This window comes from Proteus sp. G3927, assembly GCF_963894685.1.
Lineage (GTDB): Bacteria > Pseudomonadota > Gammaproteobacteria > Enterobacterales > Enterobacteriaceae > Proteus > Proteus mirabilis.
Window position 1 is genome coordinate 90,517 of record NZ_CAWQGX010000024.1, and the last position, 18,804, is coordinate 109,320.

General features: G+C 41.1%; 21 protein-coding genes and 1 other RNA gene. 11 read left to right on the top strand and 11 right to left on the bottom strand.

Features of this window, described 5'->3' with window-relative positions:
• Positions 1-87: 87 nt before the first annotated feature.
• Genes AACV00_RS07880 through ureG form a run of 7 tightly spaced genes read left to right on the top strand, consistent with a single transcriptional unit; the run spans position 88 to position 5,107 of the window.
• Positions 88-912: an urease accessory protein UreD gene (locus tag AACV00_RS07880; protein ID WP_004248933.1), complete on the top strand. Its 825-nt coding sequence runs from the start codon at positions 88-90 to the stop codon at positions 910-912.
• Positions 913-933: 21 nt separating this feature from the next.
• On the top strand, positions 934-1,236 hold the full coding sequence (gene ureA / locus AACV00_RS07885) for an urease subunit gamma (protein ID WP_004245265.1): 303 nt from the start codon (positions 934-936) through the stop codon (positions 1,234-1,236).
• A gap of 8 nt (positions 1,237-1,244) precedes the next feature.
• On the top strand, positions 1,245-1,571 hold the full coding sequence (locus AACV00_RS07890; protein WP_004245263.1) for an urease subunit beta: 327 nt from the start codon (positions 1,245-1,247) through the stop codon (positions 1,569-1,571).
• Positions 1,568-3,271, top strand: a complete 1,704-nt coding sequence (gene ureC / locus AACV00_RS07895) for an urease subunit alpha (RefSeq protein ID WP_004245262.1) — start codon at positions 1,568-1,570, stop codon at positions 3,269-3,271. The genes AACV00_RS07890 and ureC overlap by 4 nt, the downstream gene beginning before the upstream one ends.
• Before the next feature lie 27 nt (positions 3,272-3,298).
• A complete protein-coding gene (gene ureE, locus AACV00_RS07900) occupies positions 3,299-3,784 on the top strand; it encodes an urease accessory protein UreE (RefSeq protein WP_004245261.1) in 486 nt (161 codons plus the stop codon).
• Between the two features lie 27 nt (positions 3,785-3,811).
• Positions 3,812-4,480, top strand: coding sequence for an urease accessory protein UreF (locus AACV00_RS07905; RefSeq protein ID WP_012368848.1), 669 nt, complete (start codon positions 3,812-3,814; stop codon positions 4,478-4,480).
• Between the two features lie 9 nt (positions 4,481-4,489).
• Positions 4,490-5,107, top strand: a complete 618-nt coding sequence (ureG, locus tag AACV00_RS07910) for an urease accessory protein UreG (protein WP_004245259.1) — start codon at positions 4,490-4,492, stop codon at positions 5,105-5,107.
• 94 nt (positions 5,108-5,201) lie between these two features.
• Here ureG and dolP read toward each other — a convergent pair whose 3' ends face one another.
• The 4 genes from dolP to AACV00_RS07930 form a co-directional block, all read right to left on the bottom strand.
• Positions 5,202-5,780, bottom strand: a complete 579-nt coding sequence (dolP, locus tag AACV00_RS07915; protein ID WP_004248935.1) for a division/outer membrane stress-associated lipid-binding lipoprotein — start codon at positions 5,778-5,780, stop codon at positions 5,202-5,204.
• Between the two features lie 9 nt (positions 5,781-5,789).
• Complete coding sequence (gene diaA / locus AACV00_RS07920; RefSeq protein ID WP_004245257.1) at positions 5,790-6,380, bottom strand: DnaA initiator-associating protein DiaA; 591 nt, start codon at positions 6,378-6,380, stop codon at positions 5,790-5,792.
• A 22-nt stretch (positions 6,381-6,402) separates the two neighbouring features.
• Positions 6,403-6,780 carry a YraN family protein gene (locus AACV00_RS07925; RefSeq protein ID WP_108717135.1) on the bottom strand — a complete coding sequence of 126 codons (378 nt, stop codon included), beginning with the start codon at positions 6,778-6,780 and terminating at the stop codon, positions 6,403-6,405.
• A 104-nt stretch (positions 6,781-6,884) separates the two neighbouring features.
• Positions 6,885-8,657 (bottom strand): penicillin-binding protein activator, encoded by a 1,773-nt coding sequence (locus AACV00_RS07930; protein ID WP_074561702.1) that lies wholly within the window; start codon positions 8,655-8,657, stop codon positions 6,885-6,887.
• A gap of 61 nt (positions 8,658-8,718) precedes the next feature.
• On the opposite strand from AACV00_RS07930, the gene rsmI reads away from it, so the two are divergent.
• Positions 8,719-9,597, top strand: a complete 879-nt coding sequence (gene rsmI / locus AACV00_RS07935) for a 16S rRNA (cytidine(1402)-2'-O)-methyltransferase (RefSeq protein ID WP_004245252.1) — start codon at positions 8,719-8,721, stop codon at positions 9,595-9,597.
• 59 nt (positions 9,598-9,656) lie between these two features.
• An RNA gene (rnpB, locus tag AACV00_RS07940) (RNase P RNA component class A) lies at positions 9,657-10,031 on the top strand.
• 105 nt (positions 10,032-10,136) lie between these two features.
• Here rnpB and AACV00_RS07945 read toward each other — a convergent pair.
• Positions 10,137-10,841, bottom strand: a complete 705-nt coding sequence (locus AACV00_RS07945) for a pirin family protein (protein ID WP_108717134.1) — start codon at positions 10,839-10,841, stop codon at positions 10,137-10,139.
• Positions 10,842-10,955: 114 nt separating this feature from the next.
• On the opposite strand from AACV00_RS07945, the gene AACV00_RS07950 reads away from it, so the two are divergent.
• Positions 10,956-11,858, top strand: a complete 903-nt coding sequence (locus AACV00_RS07950) for a LysR family transcriptional regulator (RefSeq protein ID WP_017827065.1) — start codon at positions 10,956-10,958, stop codon at positions 11,856-11,858.
• A 72-nt stretch (positions 11,859-11,930) separates the two neighbouring features.
• Here the strand turns inward: AACV00_RS07950 and AACV00_RS07955 are convergent, their stop codons facing one another.
• The 5 genes from AACV00_RS07955 to AACV00_RS07975 all read right to left on the bottom strand — a co-directional run bounded on the left by AACV00_RS07955 (position 11,931) and on the right by AACV00_RS07975 (position 14,419).
• Positions 11,931-12,323: a DoxX family protein gene (locus AACV00_RS07955; protein ID WP_004245249.1), complete on the bottom strand. Its 393-nt coding sequence runs from the start codon at positions 12,321-12,323 to the stop codon at positions 11,931-11,933.
• A 171-nt stretch (positions 12,324-12,494) separates the two neighbouring features.
• Complete coding sequence (locus AACV00_RS07960; RefSeq protein ID WP_049203185.1) at positions 12,495-12,800, bottom strand: YqjK-like family protein; 306 nt, start codon at positions 12,798-12,800, stop codon at positions 12,495-12,497.
• On the bottom strand, positions 12,784-13,194 hold the full coding sequence (locus AACV00_RS07965; protein ID WP_004248939.1) for a phage holin family protein: 411 nt from the start codon (positions 13,192-13,194) through the stop codon (positions 12,784-12,786). The genes AACV00_RS07960 and AACV00_RS07965 overlap by 17 nt, the downstream gene beginning before the upstream one ends.
• Positions 13,195-13,200: 6 nt before the next feature.
• Positions 13,201-13,506, bottom strand: a complete 306-nt coding sequence (locus AACV00_RS07970) for a DUF883 family protein (protein ID WP_004245246.1) — start codon at positions 13,504-13,506, stop codon at positions 13,201-13,203.
• Positions 13,507-13,750: 244 nt separating this feature from the next.
• Complete coding sequence (locus AACV00_RS07975) at positions 13,751-14,419, bottom strand: DedA family protein (RefSeq protein WP_004245245.1); 669 nt, start codon at positions 14,417-14,419, stop codon at positions 13,751-13,753.
• A 723-nt stretch (positions 14,420-15,142) separates the two neighbouring features.
• On the opposite strand from AACV00_RS07975, the gene sstT reads away from it, so the two are divergent.
• Positions 15,143-16,396 (top strand): serine/threonine transporter SstT, encoded by a 1,254-nt coding sequence (gene sstT / locus AACV00_RS07980; protein WP_004245243.1) that lies wholly within the window; start codon positions 15,143-15,145, stop codon positions 16,394-16,396.
• 138 nt (positions 16,397-16,534) lie between these two features.
• Here the strand turns inward: sstT and AACV00_RS07985 are convergent, their stop codons facing one another.
• Positions 16,535-18,553 (bottom strand): oxidoreductase, encoded by a 2,019-nt coding sequence (locus AACV00_RS07985; protein ID WP_104459382.1) that lies wholly within the window; start codon positions 18,551-18,553, stop codon positions 16,535-16,537.
• Between the last annotated feature and the right edge of the window lie 251 nt (positions 18,554-18,804).

Here is an 18,804-nt window from a genome sequence, read left to right on the forward strand (position 1 = left end):
AATGACATAATCTGATGGGTAGTGCGGTATATATTCGTCTATTTCCTGATTTATTTGATCAATTTTGCCAAGTTGGCAGGAGTGGGTATGCCTGACTTTTCTGAGAAGGGTTGGCTTGCTGACATCGCTTTACGATATGAGTTAAAGCGAGGAAAGACATGTCTTACTGAAAAACGTCATCTCGGCCCCTTAATGGTTCAGCGACCTTTTTATCCAGAGCAAGGTGTTGCACATACCTATTTGTTGCATCCTCCTGGTGGGGTGGTCGGTGGTGATACGTTATCCATTAATATTAATGTGCAACCTTACGCACATGCCCTATTAACAACGCCGGGGGCGACAAAATTTTATCGTAGTGCAGGAGGCACTGCATCGCAAACGCAGACATTGACGGTTGCACAAGAGGGCTTTTTAGAGTGGTTACCCCAAGAGAATATCTTTTTTCCTGATGCTCAAGTGTGTTTAACCACACATATTCATTTAGCCTCATCAGCGAAATTTATCGGCTGGGAAATGCAGTGTTTTGGACGCCCAGTTTTAAATGAGTGGTTTGAAACTGGCAAGGTAAAAGGGCGCTTAAATTTTTATGTTGATGAGAGATTAATTTTAACAGAGTCAATGCGGGTTGAAGGCTTACAAAAACAAGCTGCCGCAATGCGTGAATTTCCTATGTTTGGCTCGCTTTATATTTATCCTGCAACCGATGCATTAAAAGAGATTATTCAACACCATTTAGAGAAGGTAAATCCCCTAGTTGAATATGGTTTAACGGATGTTGATGGCATTTTAGTTTTACGTGTATTAGGGACGCAAACCGAGCCGATGATGGCGTGTTTTGCGCAAGTATGGCAAATCGTCAGACAGCACTGGCTAGGTTATTGCCCTGAGCCACCGCGGATCTGGGCGACATAATCGTTTATTTTAGGAGCAGAAATGGAATTAACACCAAGAGAAAAAGATAAATTACTGCTTTTTACTGCAGGCCTTGTTGCAGAAAGACGTTTAGCTAAGGGATTAAAACTTAATTACCCTGAAGCTGTCGCCTTGATTAGTTGCGCCATTATGGAAGGCGCACGAGAGGGGAAAACAGTTGCTCAATTAATGAGTGAAGGACGTACTGTTTTAACCGCAGAGCAAGTAATGGAAGGGGTGCCAGAGATGATAAAAGATGTTCAAGTAGAGTGCACTTTCCCCGATGGCACCAAATTGGTTTCAATTCACTCACCTATTGTGTAGGTAATAACATGATCCCCGGTGAAATTAGAGTTAATGCAGCATTAGGCGATATTGAACTGAATGCTGGTCGCGAGACAAAAACCATACAGGTGGCTAATCATGGCGATAGACCTGTACAAGTCGGCTCTCATTACCACTTTTATGAAGTTAATGAGGCACTCAGGTTTGCACGAGAAGAGACATTAGGTTTTCGTTTAAATATTCCTGCTGGTATGGCTGTGCGCTTCGAGCCCGGTCAAAGCCGCACTGTTGAGTTAGTGGCTTTTGCAGGAAAACGTGAAATTTATGGTTTTCATGGCAAAGTGATGGGTAAATTGGAGAGTGAGAAAAAATGAAAACTATCTCACGTCAAGCTTATGCGGATATGTTTGGCCCAACAACAGGCGATCGTTTGCGATTAGCAGATACCGAGCTGTTTCTTGAAATTGAAAAAGATTTCACCACTTATGGCGAAGAGGTCAAATTTGGTGGTGGTAAAGTTATTCGTGATGGTATGGGGCAAAGCCAAGTTGTTAGTGCTGAGTGTGTCGATGTTCTGATCACCAATGCCATTATTTTAGATTATTGGGGCATTGTAAAAGCAGATATTGGCATTAAAGATGGCCGTATTGTCGGTATTGGCAAGGCAGGTAATCCAGATGTTCAGCCCAATGTGGATATTGTCATTGGCCCCGGAACAGAAGTTGTCGCTGGAGAAGGTAAAATAGTCACTGCTGGTGGTATTGATACCCATATCCACTTTATTTGTCCACAACAAGCCCAAGAAGGTCTCGTTTCTGGCGTAACCACCTTTATTGGTGGAGGAACAGGCCCTGTGGCGGGTACTAATGCAACCACAGTTACCCCCGGTATTTGGAATATGTACCGCATGTTAGAGGCGGTGGATGAATTACCTATTAATGTGGGTTTATTTGGCAAAGGTTGTGTCAGTCAGCCCGAAGCAATCCGCGAACAAATAACAGCGGGTGCTATAGGTCTTAAAATACATGAAGACTGGGGGGCAACGCCAATGGCAATTCACAATTGCCTTAATGTCGCCGATGAAATGGATGTACAGGTGGCTATTCACTCTGACACCTTAAATGAAGGTGGTTTTTATGAAGAGACAGTAAAAGCCATTGCCGGTCGAGTGATCCATGTATTCCATACCGAAGGCGCAGGTGGTGGTCATGCCCCTGATGTGATCAAGTCGGTAGGAGAGCCCAATATTTTACCTGCATCAACCAACCCAACGATGCCTTATACCATTAATACCGTGGACGAGCATCTTGATATGTTGATGGTCTGTCATCATCTCGATCCCTCTATTCCTGAAGATGTGGCATTTGCTGAATCTCGTATTCGTCGCGAAACCATTGCTGCAGAAGATATCTTACATGATATGGGGGCAATTTCGGTGATGTCGTCAGACTCACAAGCCATGGGACGAGTCGGAGAAGTTATCTTACGCACTTGGCAGTGTGCACATAAAATGAAATTGCAACGAGGCACATTAGCGGGTGATAGCGCAGATAATGATAATAATCGTATTAAACGTTATATCGCTAAATACACGATTAACCCGGCACTGGCACATGGCATTGCTCATACGGTGGGATCAATAGAAAAAGGTAAACTTGCGGATATCGTGCTATGGGATCCCGCTTTCTTTGGCGTCAAACCGGCACTTATCATAAAAGGTGGTATGGTCGCTTATGCGCCAATGGGGGATATTAATGCGGCTATTCCAACACCGCAACCGGTTCATTATCGTCCAATGTATGCCTGTCTAGGAAAAGCAAAATATCAAACGTCGATGATCTTTATGTCAAAAGCGGGTATTGAGGCGGGAGTGCCAGAAAAATTAGGCTTAAAAAGCTTAATTGGTCGTGTTGAGGGCTGTCGTCATATCACAAAAGCTTCGATGATCCACAATAACTATGTTCCTCATATCGAATTAGATCCACAAACTTACATTGTTAAAGCGGATGGTGTACCACTGGTTTGTGAGCCAGCGACTGAATTACCGATGGCTCAACGCTATTTCTTATTTTAACCAGCGTTTTTATTGAGAATTTATTGAATGAAAAAATTTACTCAGATTATTGATCAACAAAAAGCGCTTGAACTAACCTCTACAGAAAAGCCAAAGTTAACCCTTTGTCTTACCATGGATGAGCGCACCAAAAGTCGCTTAAAAGTGGCTTTAAGTGACGGGCAAGAAGCCGGGCTATTTTTGCCTCGAGGCACCGTACTTAAAGAGGGGGATATTCTGCTGTCAGAAGAGGGCGATGTTGTCACCATTGAAGCGGCTAAAGAGCAAGTATCAACGGTTTATAGTGACGATCCATTATTGCTTGCTCGTGTTTGTTATCACTTAGGTAACCGACATGTACCATTGCAAATAGAAGCGGGTTGGTGTCGTTATTTTCACGATCATGTATTAGATGATATGGCTCGCGGCTTAGGGGCTACGGTGGTGGTTGGCTTAGAAAAATACCAACCTGAGCCGGGGGCTTATGGTGGGTCATCCGGTGGTCATCACCACCACCATGATCACCACCATTAATGGCACTGCGATCATCAAAGGAGGTGCATGATGCTAGCTGATCTGCGCTTATATCAATTAGTTAGCCCCTCTCTTCCGGTAGGTGCTTTTACTTATTCTCAAGGGTTAGAGTGGGCCATTGAAAAAGGTTGGGTATGCTCAGCAGAAACCTTGTCAGATTGGTTAAGCGCACAAATGACCGGAACATTAGCCACACTCGAGCTTCCTATATTGCGGCAATTACAAACGAGTTTGGCAAAGGGTGATAGCGATACAGTGAAATATTGGTGTGACTTTATGGTCGCAAGTCGCGAAACCAAAGAGTTAAGGCAGGAAGAGCGTCAACGGGGGATCGCTTTTGCCCGTTTACTTCCTCAATTAGGCATTGAATTAGACGATACGTTACAACAGCGGGTTAAACAGACGCAATTAATGGCGTTTGCGTTAGCTGCCGTGCATTGGCATATCGATAGTGAAAAGCTCTGTTGTGCCTATGTTTGGGGCTGGTTAGAAAATACGGTGATGTCTGGGGTAAAACTGGTGCCATTAGGGCAAAGCGCAGGGCAAAAAATGTTGTTTGCTCTAGCTGAGCAGATCCCCGCTATTGTTGAGTTATCGGCACATTGGCCACAAGAGGATATTGGCAGTTTTACGCCAGCTCAAGTGATCGCCAGTAGTCGCCATGAAACTCAATATACTCGACTTTTTCGTTCATGAGATAAAGAGATGCAAGAATATAATCAACCACTGCGTATTGGTGTTGGTGGCCCTGTTGGATCAGGAAAAACAGCACTATTAGAAGTTCTTTGTAAAGCTATGCGCGATAGTTACCAAATCGCCGTTGTTACCAATGATATATATACACAAGAAGATGCAAAAATTTTAACTCGTGCGCAGGCTCTTGATGCGGATCGGATCATTGGTGTTGAAACAGGAGGATGTCCTCATACGGCTATTCGTGAAGATGCTTCAATGAATTTGGCTGCCGTAGAAGAGTTGGCGATGCGCCATAAAAACTTAGATATTGTTTTTGTCGAAAGTGGCGGAGATAACTTAAGTGCGACCTTTAGCCCTGAATTGGCTGATCTTACTATTTATGTTATTGATGTTGCAGAAGGTGAGAAGATCCCTCGCAAGGGGGGGCCGGGGATCACACATTCTGATCTGCTGGTGATCAACAAGATCGATCTTGCGCCTTATGTGGGAGCGTCATTAGAAGTGATGGAAGCGGATACAGCAAAAATGCGTCCTGTGAAACCTTATGTTTTTACTAACTTAAAAGAGAAAGTAGGTTTAGAGACGATTATCGATTTTATTATTGATAAGGGTATGTTGAGACGTTAATCACTATGAGTACCAGTATCGGTTATCGCTGTTACAATGACCGATACTGGTAAAATAATACGCTATCACCACGTGATACCCATCAGCGATACATTTAGTTTAGATAGGTAAATGCCGTTGTTACTTTAACAACACCTTTGGTTTCACTGGCAATTTTAGCGGCTGCAGCCCCTTCTTGACGGGTCAATATCCCTAACAAGAATACTTCGCCATTTTCGGTGATCACTTTTACGGAAGATGATTTGACGGCATCGCTAGCTAAAATTTGTGAACGTACTTTAGTGGTTAACCATGTATCTGAAGAAGCAGTGCCTAATGTCACAGGCTCACCTTGGCGAACTTCATTATAAACATTGTTTACTCCTTCCACTTTGCTGGTAACTTGTTTGGCCGTCTCAGCAACCGACATATCTGGACTTTGCCCAGTTAACAATACATTACCTTGATAAGCGGTGGCGACAATGCGCGCATTACTGTTCTTGATCTGTTGGTTTTTATTTAGAGCACCAGAAACTCGGGCTTCCAATGTGCCATCATCAACTTGTTGTCCTAATGAACGAGGATCGGTTGCGGTTTTGCCTGCAACGGCAGCAGTACCCACCACAGCGGCACCAATACAGCCTTGTAGCAATAGCGCGGAACAAAGTACTGCGGTAATCGGAAGCAATTTCATAGTAACTCCTTAGTCATCCTGATGTGGGAATAATGTATTATCAATTAAGTCGCAGAGACAATTGACCGTTAACATCTGCACTTCCTGTATTCTGACTGTACGTTGAGAGGGGATCCTGATCTCCACATCTTGAGGGCCTAGTAATCCAGCAAGCTCACCGCCATCATAGCCAGTCAGTGCAACAATGGTCATATCTCGAGTAACAGCGGCTTCAACAGCTTTAATAATGCTTCTGCTATTACCATGAGTGGAAATAGCTAACAGTACATCACCTGCTTGCCCTAATGCCCGTACTTGTTTGGCATAAATTTCATCATGTTGCTGATTTCCCATAATGGCGGTCATCACAACACTGTCGGTATTTAAAGATAATGCCGGTAAACTTGGGCGCTCTGTTTCAAAACGATGGATCATACTAGCAGCAAAGCGTTGAGCCGTTGCTGCTGAGCTACCGTTGCCACAGCTTAATATTTTATGTCCGTTTAACAAAGATTGAACCATCATCATGGCAGCTCTGGAAATGGCATCGGGTAACGCTTCTGCTGCTGCAATTTGAGTTTGAATACTCTCTGTAAAGCAGACTTTTATTCTATCAAGCACGTTAAGACCTATATAATCTAATTTAACGAATAAATTCCGTATGATCGAGAATGTTTTTTAGCCATATTAACTGGCGTTGATCAAATGCACAAATATCAAAGCGACAGTTAACCGTCTCGATACTTTGTTGGCGTTGAGCTAACCAACAATTGGCGGCGTACCATAAGCGGCGCCGTTTACTGCAGGTCACTGAGCTGATTGCATCACCAAATTGTGCACTACGCCGAAAGCGGACTTCAACAAATATCCATGTTCTATTACCCTGCATAATAAGATCAATTTCTCCACAGGGATATCGGACATTACGCTCAATTAACTTTAACCCTTGTTGGCGCAAGTAATTTAACGCTTTTCTCTCATAATATTGTCCGACTAGATAAGTACTTTTAGGAATAATCATCCATGATTTCCTGATGTTATCTCTTATAAATAAACCGCCTCAAGATAAAGTCAGCTCCTTATCTGGAGACTTCAAAGAGGCGGTTTATGGGGGAAATTGCTTACTTATTGTCCCACAGGTTCAATTTTACCTTGTTTAAATTGCATCCATGGGAGTTGTCGATAAATAGTGCAATTATCTTCCACACGTAAAGAGCCAGAAACACCATTGAACTGTAAGGTTCCTTTGGTGAGTTCATTGTAATTGTTTGCTAATGACCATGCATCAATACCCATAGCGTAAAGGCGCATTAATGAGTAATCGTTCGCAAATTTACTGGATGCTTTTTGCATTAACGGTAAATTTGCTCCCGTCATAAGAGGAATATCACTAAATTGGATACCGTCCATTTCCATACGAAAATCTGGCCCCATTCCTCCTTGATTACTGCGTGAACTGACATAAATCGGTGGGCGTTTTTTGGTACTGATTGCCATATCAATCATTGGTTTAATCAATGTTAACTCATCGCTAGTGGCAATGATATACACAGAATCGATAGCACCGTTTGTTGTTGGCATTGAAGCGGTATCTAATGGCAGTGGTGCATTGTCTGTTGGCAATACAGGGGTTCCTGTCATTCGAATACCCACGCCACGATTAATTGAACTTTTTAGACTATCAAGAGAGCCGAAAGTTTGTTGTAAGACGGTTCCACCCCCGCTACGCTGCCACTCATCCGCAAAAGTTTGTGCCATTCTTTGACCGAATTTATTGTCAGGAACGATAATGAGTGGGTTAGATTTTTGTTGCTGGCGTAAGTGTTGAGCCGCATTACGAGTTTCATCTTCTGGGGAAAGTGAAAAGAAACACACTGTAGTAGCCAGAGGAATATTATCAACTTCATTTAGTGCTAAAACAGGTAAACCACTTTTTAATTCAATAGTTTTGATCACTTCGGGTTTTAATAGTGGCCCCACAATTAAATCAGCACCCTCTTGTTGCACTTGTTTCAGTAACAGATCAATGGGTTGGCTATTGGTATCATACATAATCACTTGGCGATTATTTTGGACAATAGGATCTAATTGCACGCGGCTATTACCCGCAAAGGCTTCGGTTTCTTTTGCTGAAGTAGCATCACTATTTTCAGCGCCTTCCGCTGTATTATCATCCGTTGAATTATCGTTTTCCGTTGTTGCTGTGTCTGCATTCGGAGATGAAATACCTAATTCTGCTAAAATGGAAGCTAAACTATCTTGTTGGGGCGCTTCTGGCGCTGCGTTAGCTTGAGGTTGAGGTAAACCTTCTTTAGCATCGGTAAAGCCTTGCATAATAGCATTACCAAACACTTTAGCTTGTCCTGTTAACGGTAATAATAATGCGATTTTTCCGCTGTTACTGACGGCAGATTGTGATTGGCGCAATAACAGCGTCGGTAATGTTAGCGCTCCTGGATTGCGTGGATAGCGTGTTTGCCATTCGCGTATTGCTTGGGATAATTTACCCGCATCATCTTGGTTATATTCATAAGTGTTGAGTAAATCTAACCAGCCTTGTAATGTATTTTCATCAGCTTTGATTACCACACTACGACGTTGTTCAGGCGTAAGCTTCGTGAGTGTTAACCAAGTATCATCAATATTTTGCTGATGTAATACAGGATCAGTGATAAGGGGTTCTAGGCCAATATAGGCACGGATCACATCTAAAGAGGCTTGTCCGTTCGCATCATCAATGACTTTCTGAAATTGTTTCATTTCCACTTGCGCTTTTTCAGCAGGTGTCAGTGGCTGTTGTTGTTGCCCCGTCAGGGTACAACCTGACATAATCAAGGCAGAAAGTATTGCAGTATAGGATAAACCTGTTTTAAAACGCACAAAAATTGAGGAAAGCATACTGTACCCAGTGATGTTTTATAATTATGCTCAATTTTAAATCGGTCATTCGGAATAAACAATGAATCAACCTAATCGAGCAGCGGTAACGACATCCACACTGTACATAGTACCCACACCCATTGGTAATCTGGGCGATATCACCCAGCGGGCACTTGATGTGCTGTCTCATGTCGATTTAATAGCTGCAGAAGATACCCGTCATACAGGGCTTCTATTACAGCATTTTGCCATTAACGCACGTTTGTTTGCGTTACATGATCATAATGAACAGCAAAAAGCAGATCAATTAATTAGCAAATTACAACAAGGGCTAAGTATCGCATTAGTCTCTGATGCAGGTACACCATTAATTAATGATCCCGGCTATCATTTAGTCAATCAGTGTCGCAAAAACGGTATAAAAGTGGTGCCATTACCTGGGGCATGTGCGGCAATTACCGCGCTATCAGCCGCCGGATTACCTTCTGACCGTTTTTGTTATGAAGGTTTTTTACCAGCAAAAACAAAAAGTCGTCAAGATTGTTTGCGTGATTTAGCACAAGAGCCTCGTACTTTAATCTTTTATGAGTCCACCCACCGTTTATTAGATAGTTTAGCGGATATGGTGACGGTTTGGGGGGAAGCGCGCTATGTTGTATTGGCAAGAGAATTAACCAAAACGTGGGAAACCATTCAAGGAATGCCTGTTGGGGAATTACTTAACTGGGTTCGTGAAGATGAAAATCGCCGTAAAGGGGAAATGGTATTAATTGTGGAAGGGTATCAAAAGCCACAAGAAGACCATTTTGCCCCAGAAGTATTACGCACATTGGCGATTTTACAAAAAGAGTTACCTTTGAAAAAGGCGGCAGCAGTTACCGCTGAGATTTATGGCGTGAAGAAAAATGCATTGTACAAACACGTCATTGCGCAAAATGAAGCGGAACAAGATCAGTAAAACGATTTTTTGTTTCTTTCGCTATACATTAACGCGGAAAATCCTTATAATCCGCCCCCTGAGTTGACTAGACAACCGCTGCTTTATCGTTGTCCCTTCGGGGAGACGGATAGAGGGGAGGAAAGTCCGGGCTCCATAGGGCAGGGTGCCAGATAACGTCTGGGAGGCGCGAGCCTACGACAAGTGCAGCAGAGAGTAAACCGCCGATGGCCTGTTTACAGGATCAGGTAAGGGTGAAAGGGTGCGGTAAGAGCGCACCGCGCAACTGGTAACAGTTTGTGGCATGGTAAACTCCACCCGGAGCAAGACCAAATAGGGGTTCTTATGGTGCGGCCCGCATTGAACCCGGGTAGGTTGCTGGAGCCAGCGCGCAAGTTCTGGCCTAGATGAATGGTTGTCCACGACAGAACCCGGCTTAACGGTCAACTCACCTTATATAAAACCCTCGATTCACTCTGTGGCTCGAGGGTTTTCTGCTTTATTGCTATTGCTATTGCTAGTGTGATGATAAATGATTGCTCGCTGATATCGCTAGCTGATTAAGAAACGATATCAATAAAAAGACCACGAAAAGCCTTTTGACATCTTAGCGCTAGCATATTGCTATCTTGAATAAAAGCACCATCACCACAACGGATTTCCCCAAGCTCTTGCTCTGAGGTTTGGAAATGGACACCGCCTTTGATAGATTGCAAATAGCCTTTCTGACCCTGTATCGGCAAGGTTATTTCATCCCCTTGCGCTAAATTAATATGATAGAGCCAGATATTTTGCCTTAGCATCAAACTGCCATTACCCCCTGATGGGGAAGCCAATAATTGATATTTTAAATCTTCATTTAAAGCTAATTTTTGTGAAGCGATGCTCTCTTGTTGTGGACACGCGTTTAGCCATAATTGAATACGAGTTAATGGGGTATCTGGACTACTATTTCTTTCAATGTAAGTTTCTGTATTATGAGGCGAAATTAATAAACACTCGTTTTGTTTGGCGGTAAGTGTTCGCCCCATATTATCAAGATAAGTCGCTTCACCTCTTAAGATCAGGTTGACGACATCCACATGAGGATAGGTTTTTGCTTTAAACTCAGAATTTGGTGCGAGCACTTCTTGGTTCAGTACTCTTAATGTGCCATAGTCTAAAAAATGAGGATCGAAATAGTGGCCAAAGGAGAATGTGTAGCGAGCTTGTAGCCAGCCATAGTCCGCTTTGCCACACTGTTGTGCTGTTCTGTATTTTATCATCGCGGTACTTTTCGAGTCGATTAATCAATATATTCATCATAGAGATATGGACTGTAGATTGTTAGCAAGTTAATCTGGTGCCAATAATCAAATTATTTGATAGAGATAAGTATAATGAGTAAAGATAAAGCCATTACATTGGAATCTCTACGAGTGATGGATGCCATTGATCGTAGAGGAAGTTTTGCTGCCGCCGCTGATGAGCTAAATCGCGTCCCATCAGCACTCAGTTATACCATGCAGAAATTAGAAGAAGATTTGGATGTTGTGCTATTTGACCGTTCAGGACATCGAACTAAATTTACTAATGTGGGAAGAATGTTACTTGAAAGAGGGCGTATTCTTCTTGAAGCTGCAGATAAATTAACTTCTGATGCTGAAGCGCTAGCTCGCGGTTGGGAGCCACATATTACGATTGTGTGTGAAGCATTAACACCCGCATCTCGCTTATTCCCGTTAGTTGAAAAATTAGCTGAAAAATCCAATACACAACTCTCTTTAGTCACCGAAGTGCTTGCTGGAGCATGGGAAAGCTTGGAAAGTGGTAAATGTGATATTGTTATTTCACCGGATATGCATTTTCGTTCTTCATCAGAAATCAATTTCCGCCCTTTATATAATACCACCAGTGTCTATGTTGCCAGCCCTGATCACCCTATCCATAATGAACCTGAACCACTTGCAGAAGAAACTCGCTTAAAATATCGCGGTATTGCTATCGCCGATACCGCAAGAGAACGACCTGTTTTAACTGTACTGTTATTAGATAAACAGCGTCGTTTAACGGTGAGTTCGATTGAAGATAAACGTCGAGCATTAATTGCAGGGTTAGGGGTTGCTACTATGCCTATTGATTTAATTGAAGATGATTTAAAAGAGGGGCGTTTACGTGTGGTTGGCCCTGAATATCATCATGAAAATAATATTATTATGGCGTGGCGCAGAGACAGTATGGGAGAAGCTAAATCCTGGTGTTTACGCGAAATTCCTAAACTCTTTGCCACGGATAAAAAATAGTTTGTTCGCTAGAGTTTGATAATGCAATTAAAAAAGATCCCCTAGAGGATCTTTTTATTATTAAATCTATTATTACCAATTTTTCTTAAATAGGCGATCTAAGCTCCATTTACCCGGACCTGTGATAACCAGTAATAAATAGCCACCCGCAATAGTCATATTTTTCATAAACATTAACTGATTTGCACCTTCTGCAAAGTTAGTGTGGAACAGTAGTGCGGTTAACAGCGTAAATACACTGGTAAAGATAGCCGTTGTGCGAGTTAAGAAACCGAATAATATGGCTAATCCACCCCCTAACTCTAATAAAATGGTTAAAGGTAATAAGGCTCCCGGCACACCCATTGATTGCATATATTGTTGAGTACCTTCATAGGCTTCAATTTTTCCATACCCTGCGCTGATAAATAAAATTGGCATGAGAATACGTGCGATTAATAAGGCAATGTTTTCAAAATTCTTCATGATGTTTATTCCTGATAAAATTTTATATTATTTAATATATCTGTATTTTATTTGTTTAATTGCCAGTTTTTAGTGTAAATAACCACTGTTTGGCTTGAGGTATACAATAAAGAAAAAATAATATGGAGGATATTAAGAAGAATTAACATTCTTACACAAAAAAATTGATGTTTAGTCAGCGGTTTTTTTGACAGACTTCTGTAATGTACGTATTAAACCAACAGCGCCTATCGCCCGTCGTCCCCAACGAACCAGTTTTTTAGGGTGCTTAATGCTATAAAGAGATACCGCGCTTGCCCCTATTAACAAGATAGGTTTTAACGAGGTTAAGATATTCCATGCTTTATCATAAGGCGCGGTGACCTCTAACCATGTTTGCCCCTCTTGCGCTAATTGAGTGCGCTGTTGTTGAATTTCATCCAACAACAGCTTTTTGCGTCTTGCTAATGCTAGGGTGCGTCTATTTTGTTTGCTCATCGCGGTATTGCTCCAAAAGACGCTTATCTAATTCTAGTTGTTGGCGAGTATCACCTAACAGCGTTGAATTACGGGCTTTTCTCAATGTCATGATAGCACCTATTAAGGCACCAACTAGCAAAATAGCCGTTGTAATCGCTAAAGCATGAATACGATATTCAGGTGGGATCACCCAAAAGAGGAGAATAAGTAGACTCATTAAGCCAAAGGCGGTGAGTAATAAGGTGATCCCCGCCATTAAAATAAGCTGAATAAGTGTAATTTTTTCTTCTTCTAGTTCGATGGCGATTAATTTTAGGCGGGTTTCAACCATGCCAACGATAACAGCGCCAATACGACTAAGAGAATTCAGAACCCCGGATGCGGGGCCCTGTGGTCTTTGAGTATCACTCATTATGGATTAACGTTTCGAAAGTAGAACACCGAGTACGACACCTACTGCCGCGCCAATACCAACACCTGTCCATGGGTTTTCACGCACATAGTTGTCCGCTTTACCCGCCATTTCTTTAGTGTTATCGACGATTTCTCTACCTGCATCACTGAGTTTTGCACGAGAGCCACGTAGCGCATATTCAGCTTTTTCTCGTAAACTTTGTAATTCCTCTTTTGATTTATCTGCCGAGGAGTTCAGAACTTCTTCTAGAGTATCAGCCAGAGATTTTAATTCACTACGCAGATCTTCATTTGAACGTTGGTGTGACATGAGTAACTCCTTTAATCAAGATATGAGGTTATACCTATAACAATAGACTAGATTTACCATATAATAAAATTAAATAATGACTTAATTCCCTAAAAAAGAGAAAAGTCTTATTCTTGCCAAGGGTGATATTAAAAAAATAATCAGTAATAGCTTGAAATAAAAAACAAAAGCCTGTTTTAATCATAAAACAGGCTTTAAGATGCTAAATATTAACGCTATAGAAAATAATAGAAATAGCGACAGATTACGGTTGATTACTCTGTTTACTTTTCTTCTTAATGACGACCCATACACTCCCGATTAGGCCAATCACTAATAAACAAACAGGCAGTAGCATCAGAAAATTCATTAAATGATGCTCATATTGGCGGAATAACGGACTATTTCCTAATAAATAGCCTAAGGTGGTTAAAATACCAACCCATAACAGACCACTTAGCCAATTAAAAACTTGAAAACGACCGTTTTGTAAGCCAGCAAGGCCGGCAATAGTCGGCAATAATGTTCTAACAAAAGCGAGAAAACGACCAATAAGTAACGCCGCCAAGCCATGTCGATGGAAAAGTCCATGGGCTCGTTGGTGGTAGTGTTCTGGTAAATGTGATAACCAACTTCGTACAAGTCGGGTGTTACCAAGCCACTTCCCTTGCAGATAACCCAGCCAACAACCTAAGCTAGCACCTGCCGTTAGAATAAGTAAGGTTAATGGAAAATCCATGGTTCCTTTAGCAATTAACACACCCACTAAAATTAATAAGCTGTCTCCTGGTAAGAAAGCTGCGGGTAGTACTCCGTTTTCTAGGAATAGTATGCTGAATAATAAAATGTAAATAATCCAAAGCAGTGAGGGATTCGCTAAGGTTTCGTAATCTTGATGCCAAAGCGCCAAGAACAGCTCTCTTACGATTTCCATATAAAAGGCTTCCTAAAACTGAGTCATTCGGGGGTAAATACAAAAACATTCTCTCTTGTTATCTATTTACCCGTAATACATATCATAGGGTTTATTTTTCATTGTTTAAAACAGCAACACTCTAACAAAATCAATAAAAACTAGACAGAAAATTTTTTCACTTAAATACCCTACAAGCGCTTCATTGAGCAAGAATATTTGAAAAAAGACATTCACTTTTGTTTTCCAGTTTAGGATACGTTGTTTTAAAGAAAAAACCTTAAGAAAACGTAATAATAGAATTACTATGATGATGTTTTACTGAGATAAAAAAGCATTATTTTTCCTTGCTGATTGAAGCTAATGTCATGGTTATTTATTTATCAAAAAAAGTGTTTTAAAGTTGCCAATTGGCTAGTTAAACTGATTAAAATGTTATTAAAAAGTTAAAATTAAACTCATCAAGTGATTAAGAAAAATCAAGGTAAATAGTATAAGAGTTAGTTTTTTATTTAACGATTAAATCTAACCTTATGATAATAATAATTTCTTTCATTTGTGGACTGTACGTTAAAAAGAACAAAATCCTATTATGATCACAATTGTGTTATTTTGTTGTTAACAAAAATAGCTAATGATGTATATTTTGCAAAATAAGCTTTTCAGCAAGATTCATTTCCTTATACTGGCAAAAGCAAGCACACAATTGCTTTTTTAAATATTATTTTAAGTAATGGAATAACTATGGATAAACAACAATCCAGAGTACTTAACCTGCTTTTTCAGGGAAGTCTCGTTAAACAAATACTTGCTGGTTTAATTGCGGGTATTTTACTGGCTTGGTTAGCACCAGAAGTGGCTAAAATGATGAGCTTATTAGGTAACTTATTTATTAGTGCCTTAAAAGCCGTTGCGCCTGTTTTAGTCTGGGTATTAGTTATGGCTTCGATTGCCAACCACCGTCAAGGACAAAAAACCAGTATACGTCCCATATTAGTGCTTTATCTGCTCGCGACTTTCTTTGCTGCACTAACAGCAGTAGTGGCAAGCTTTGTGTTTCCCTCAGTATTAACGCTAGTTGTCAATAATTCACAACTATCGCCACCTGAAAATATTGCTGAAGTCTTAAAAGGTGTATTAATTAATGTGGTGGCTAACCCTGTAGATGCACTGATTAACGGCAATTATATGGGGATTTTAGCTTGGGCTATTGGCTTAGGTTTAGCGTTACGCCATGCAAGTGATACGACTAAAGCATTAACACAAGATTTTGCAGATGCGGTAACTAACCTTGTGCGTGTGGTGATCCGTTTAGCGCCAATCGGGATTTTTGGCTTGGTGTCATCAACCATTGCTACGACTGGCTTTAAAGCTTTAGCTGGCTACTTGCATGTCTTACTTGTTTTAATTGGTTGTATGCTGTTTGTTGCGCTCGTTGTCAACCCATTGATTGTATTTTGGAAAATTCGCCGTAATCCTTATCCATTAGTATGGGCTTGCTTACGTGAAAGTGGTGTTACTGCCTTCTTTACGCGTAGTTCAGCGGCTAATATTCCGGTGAATATGGCAATGTGTCGTCGTATGAATTTAAATGAAGATACCTATTCTGTCTCGATCCCATTAGGTGCGACCATTAATATGGGGGGAGCGGCAATCACTATTACTATTTTAACACTTGCTGCGGTAAATACCTTGGGTATGCCTGTGGATATTCCAACAGCCTTATTGCTAAGCCTTGTTGCTGCTATTTGTGCTTGTGGTGCATCAGGGGTTGCTGGTGGCTCGTTACTGTTAATTCCGCTTGCTTGTAGCATGTTCGGTATTAGTAATGATCTTGCGATGCAAGTGGTTGCGGTAGGTGTGATGATTGGTGTCTTACAAGATTCAGCAGAGACTGCATTAAACTCATCAACTGATGTGCTATTTACCGCAACGGTCTGCATAGCCGAAGATGAGCGTTTAGTTGCCAACCCATTAACTGAAAAAAATAATGGCTAAAGAGTATAAGTAGTAAATAGATATAAAGAGTAGTAAGACAGGAAGGGTAGTAAGTAACAACAAAAATTAATAATAAAAACAGAACCCCATATAGGAAACTATATGGGGTTTCTGGTTATTGATATGATAAATCGAGTGTTAAATAGTAAGTGCTAATTCTGTTCCCTGCTTAATGGCTCGTTTGGCATCTAATGCTTTAGCCTCTTTTGCCCCGCCAATAAGATGGACGGTTTTATTTTCTTGTTGTAACGCTTGCAGTAGCGGACGATAAGATTGTTGTCCGGTACATAAAATCACGCTATCAGCCGCGAGCAGTTGCTGTTGTTCATTATGTTCAATTATTACTCCTTGCTCGGTAATTTTTTGATAATGGCAGCCCGTTAGCCATTTGACCCCTTTTTTCTGCAATGTTAAGCGATGTATCCAGCCTGTTGTTTTACCTAAACTTAAGCCAAATTTCCCACTTTTACGTTGCGTCATAACAATCTGTTTGTCTTTTTTAATAAAAGGATCGGCTGAGGTGATCCCTCCGCGATGCGTAAGTGTTGGGTCAATTCCCCACTCTTTATTAAATGCACAAGGGCTTAAACTACTGCATTGGCCTGTTTGGGTAAGATAAAGGCCAGTGTCAAAACCAATACCACCACTGCCAATAATCACCACTTTTTCGCCGGTTGGCTGATGGTATTTAAGGACATCAAGATAGGTTTTTACTATCGGATTATCATGGCCATCAATCTCTGGAATATGAGGGATAACACCACTGGCTAAAATAATTTCATCAAAATGTTGCAGATGGGAAAGTGTCGCTTCCGTATTATTTTTTACGATCACCCCTGTGATTTGCAATTGCCGCTTAAAGTAGCGCAATGTCTCTTTAAATTCTTCTTTACCCGGAATTTGACTGGCAATATTGAGTTGTCCACCAATACGGTCTTCTTTTTCAAATAAAGTAATATGATGACCACGTTTAGCTGCTGTAATGGCAAATGCTAATCCTGCGGGGCCTGCGCCAACGACAGCAATTTTTTTAGGGGCTTGAGTCGGGGTTAAAATAAGCTCTGTTTCTCGACAGGCAAAAGGGTTTACAAGACAAGATGCCGGGTGACCACTGAATATTTCATCTAAGCAGGCTTGGTTGCAGGCAATACAGGTGTTTATCTCATCCTCGCGACCAAGTTGCGCTTTCAATACGAATTGCGGATCGGCAAGAAAAGGACGCGCCATAGACACCATATCTGCACAGCCTTCCGCTAAAATAGCTTCAGCCACTTGAGGTGTATTGATACGATTAGAAGTGATAAGAGGAATATTGATTTTCCCCATCAATTGGCGAGTGACATAAGCAAATTGCCCTCTTGGCACCATAGTGGCAATAGTGGGGATACGGGCTTCATGCCAACCAATACCACTGTTGATTAGGGTTGCTCCGGCTTTTTCTACTGCTTGAGCAAGATAAAATACCTCTGAGGCATTAGCTCCCTCGGTAATTAAATCTAACATTGATAAACGATAGATAATGATAAAGTGTTCACCCACAGCTTCTCTTATGCCAGCTAAAATACGTAATGCAAAACGACAACGATTTTGAATAGAGCCACCCCATTGATCATCGCGTTGATTCGTATGACTTACTAAAAACTGGTTAATTAAATAGCCTTCAGATCCCATGATCTCAACACCATCATAGCCTGCTTTCTGAGCCAACTTAGCGCAATGAATATAATCTTCAATAGTCTGTTCTATCTGCTCATGACTCATTGCTTGGGGCATAAAAGGGGTGATAGGCGATTGGATCGCTGAAGGGGCGACTAAATTAGGCTGATAACTATAACGACCAGTATGTAAAATCTGTAAAGCGATTTTCCCATCCTGTTTATGTACCGCATCAGTGATTAATTGATGAGAAGCGAGTTGATCTTCTGACATTAGCGTTGCTGCATGTGGCAACAATACACCTTGCTTATTAGGGGAGATCCCACCGGTGACAATAAGTGCCACCCCTGCTGCAGCTCTTTGAGCATAAAATTCAGCAAGCTTAGGTGCATCATGTGGATCTTCTTCTAGTCCGGTATGCATCGAGCCCATCAAAATACGATTTTTAAGCGTAGTAAACCCTAAATCAAGGGGAGTAAATAAATAAGAATAGTGTGCCATCAGATACCTTTTTTATACTGGTCAGATGAGATATCTATAGCATAACGAGAAGTTGCTGATTAAGAGTTGATTATGTTAATAAGTTGTGATCTTAATCATGGAAAAGGTGAATAGCTCCTAATTAAACGATAATAATCTAAATGCCTCGTCAACCATAACAAATAATGATAATAAAAATTGCACTCATTCATATTTTTTAATCATATAATAATAAATACCCATTAATACGTATTAAAAATGCCCATCACATT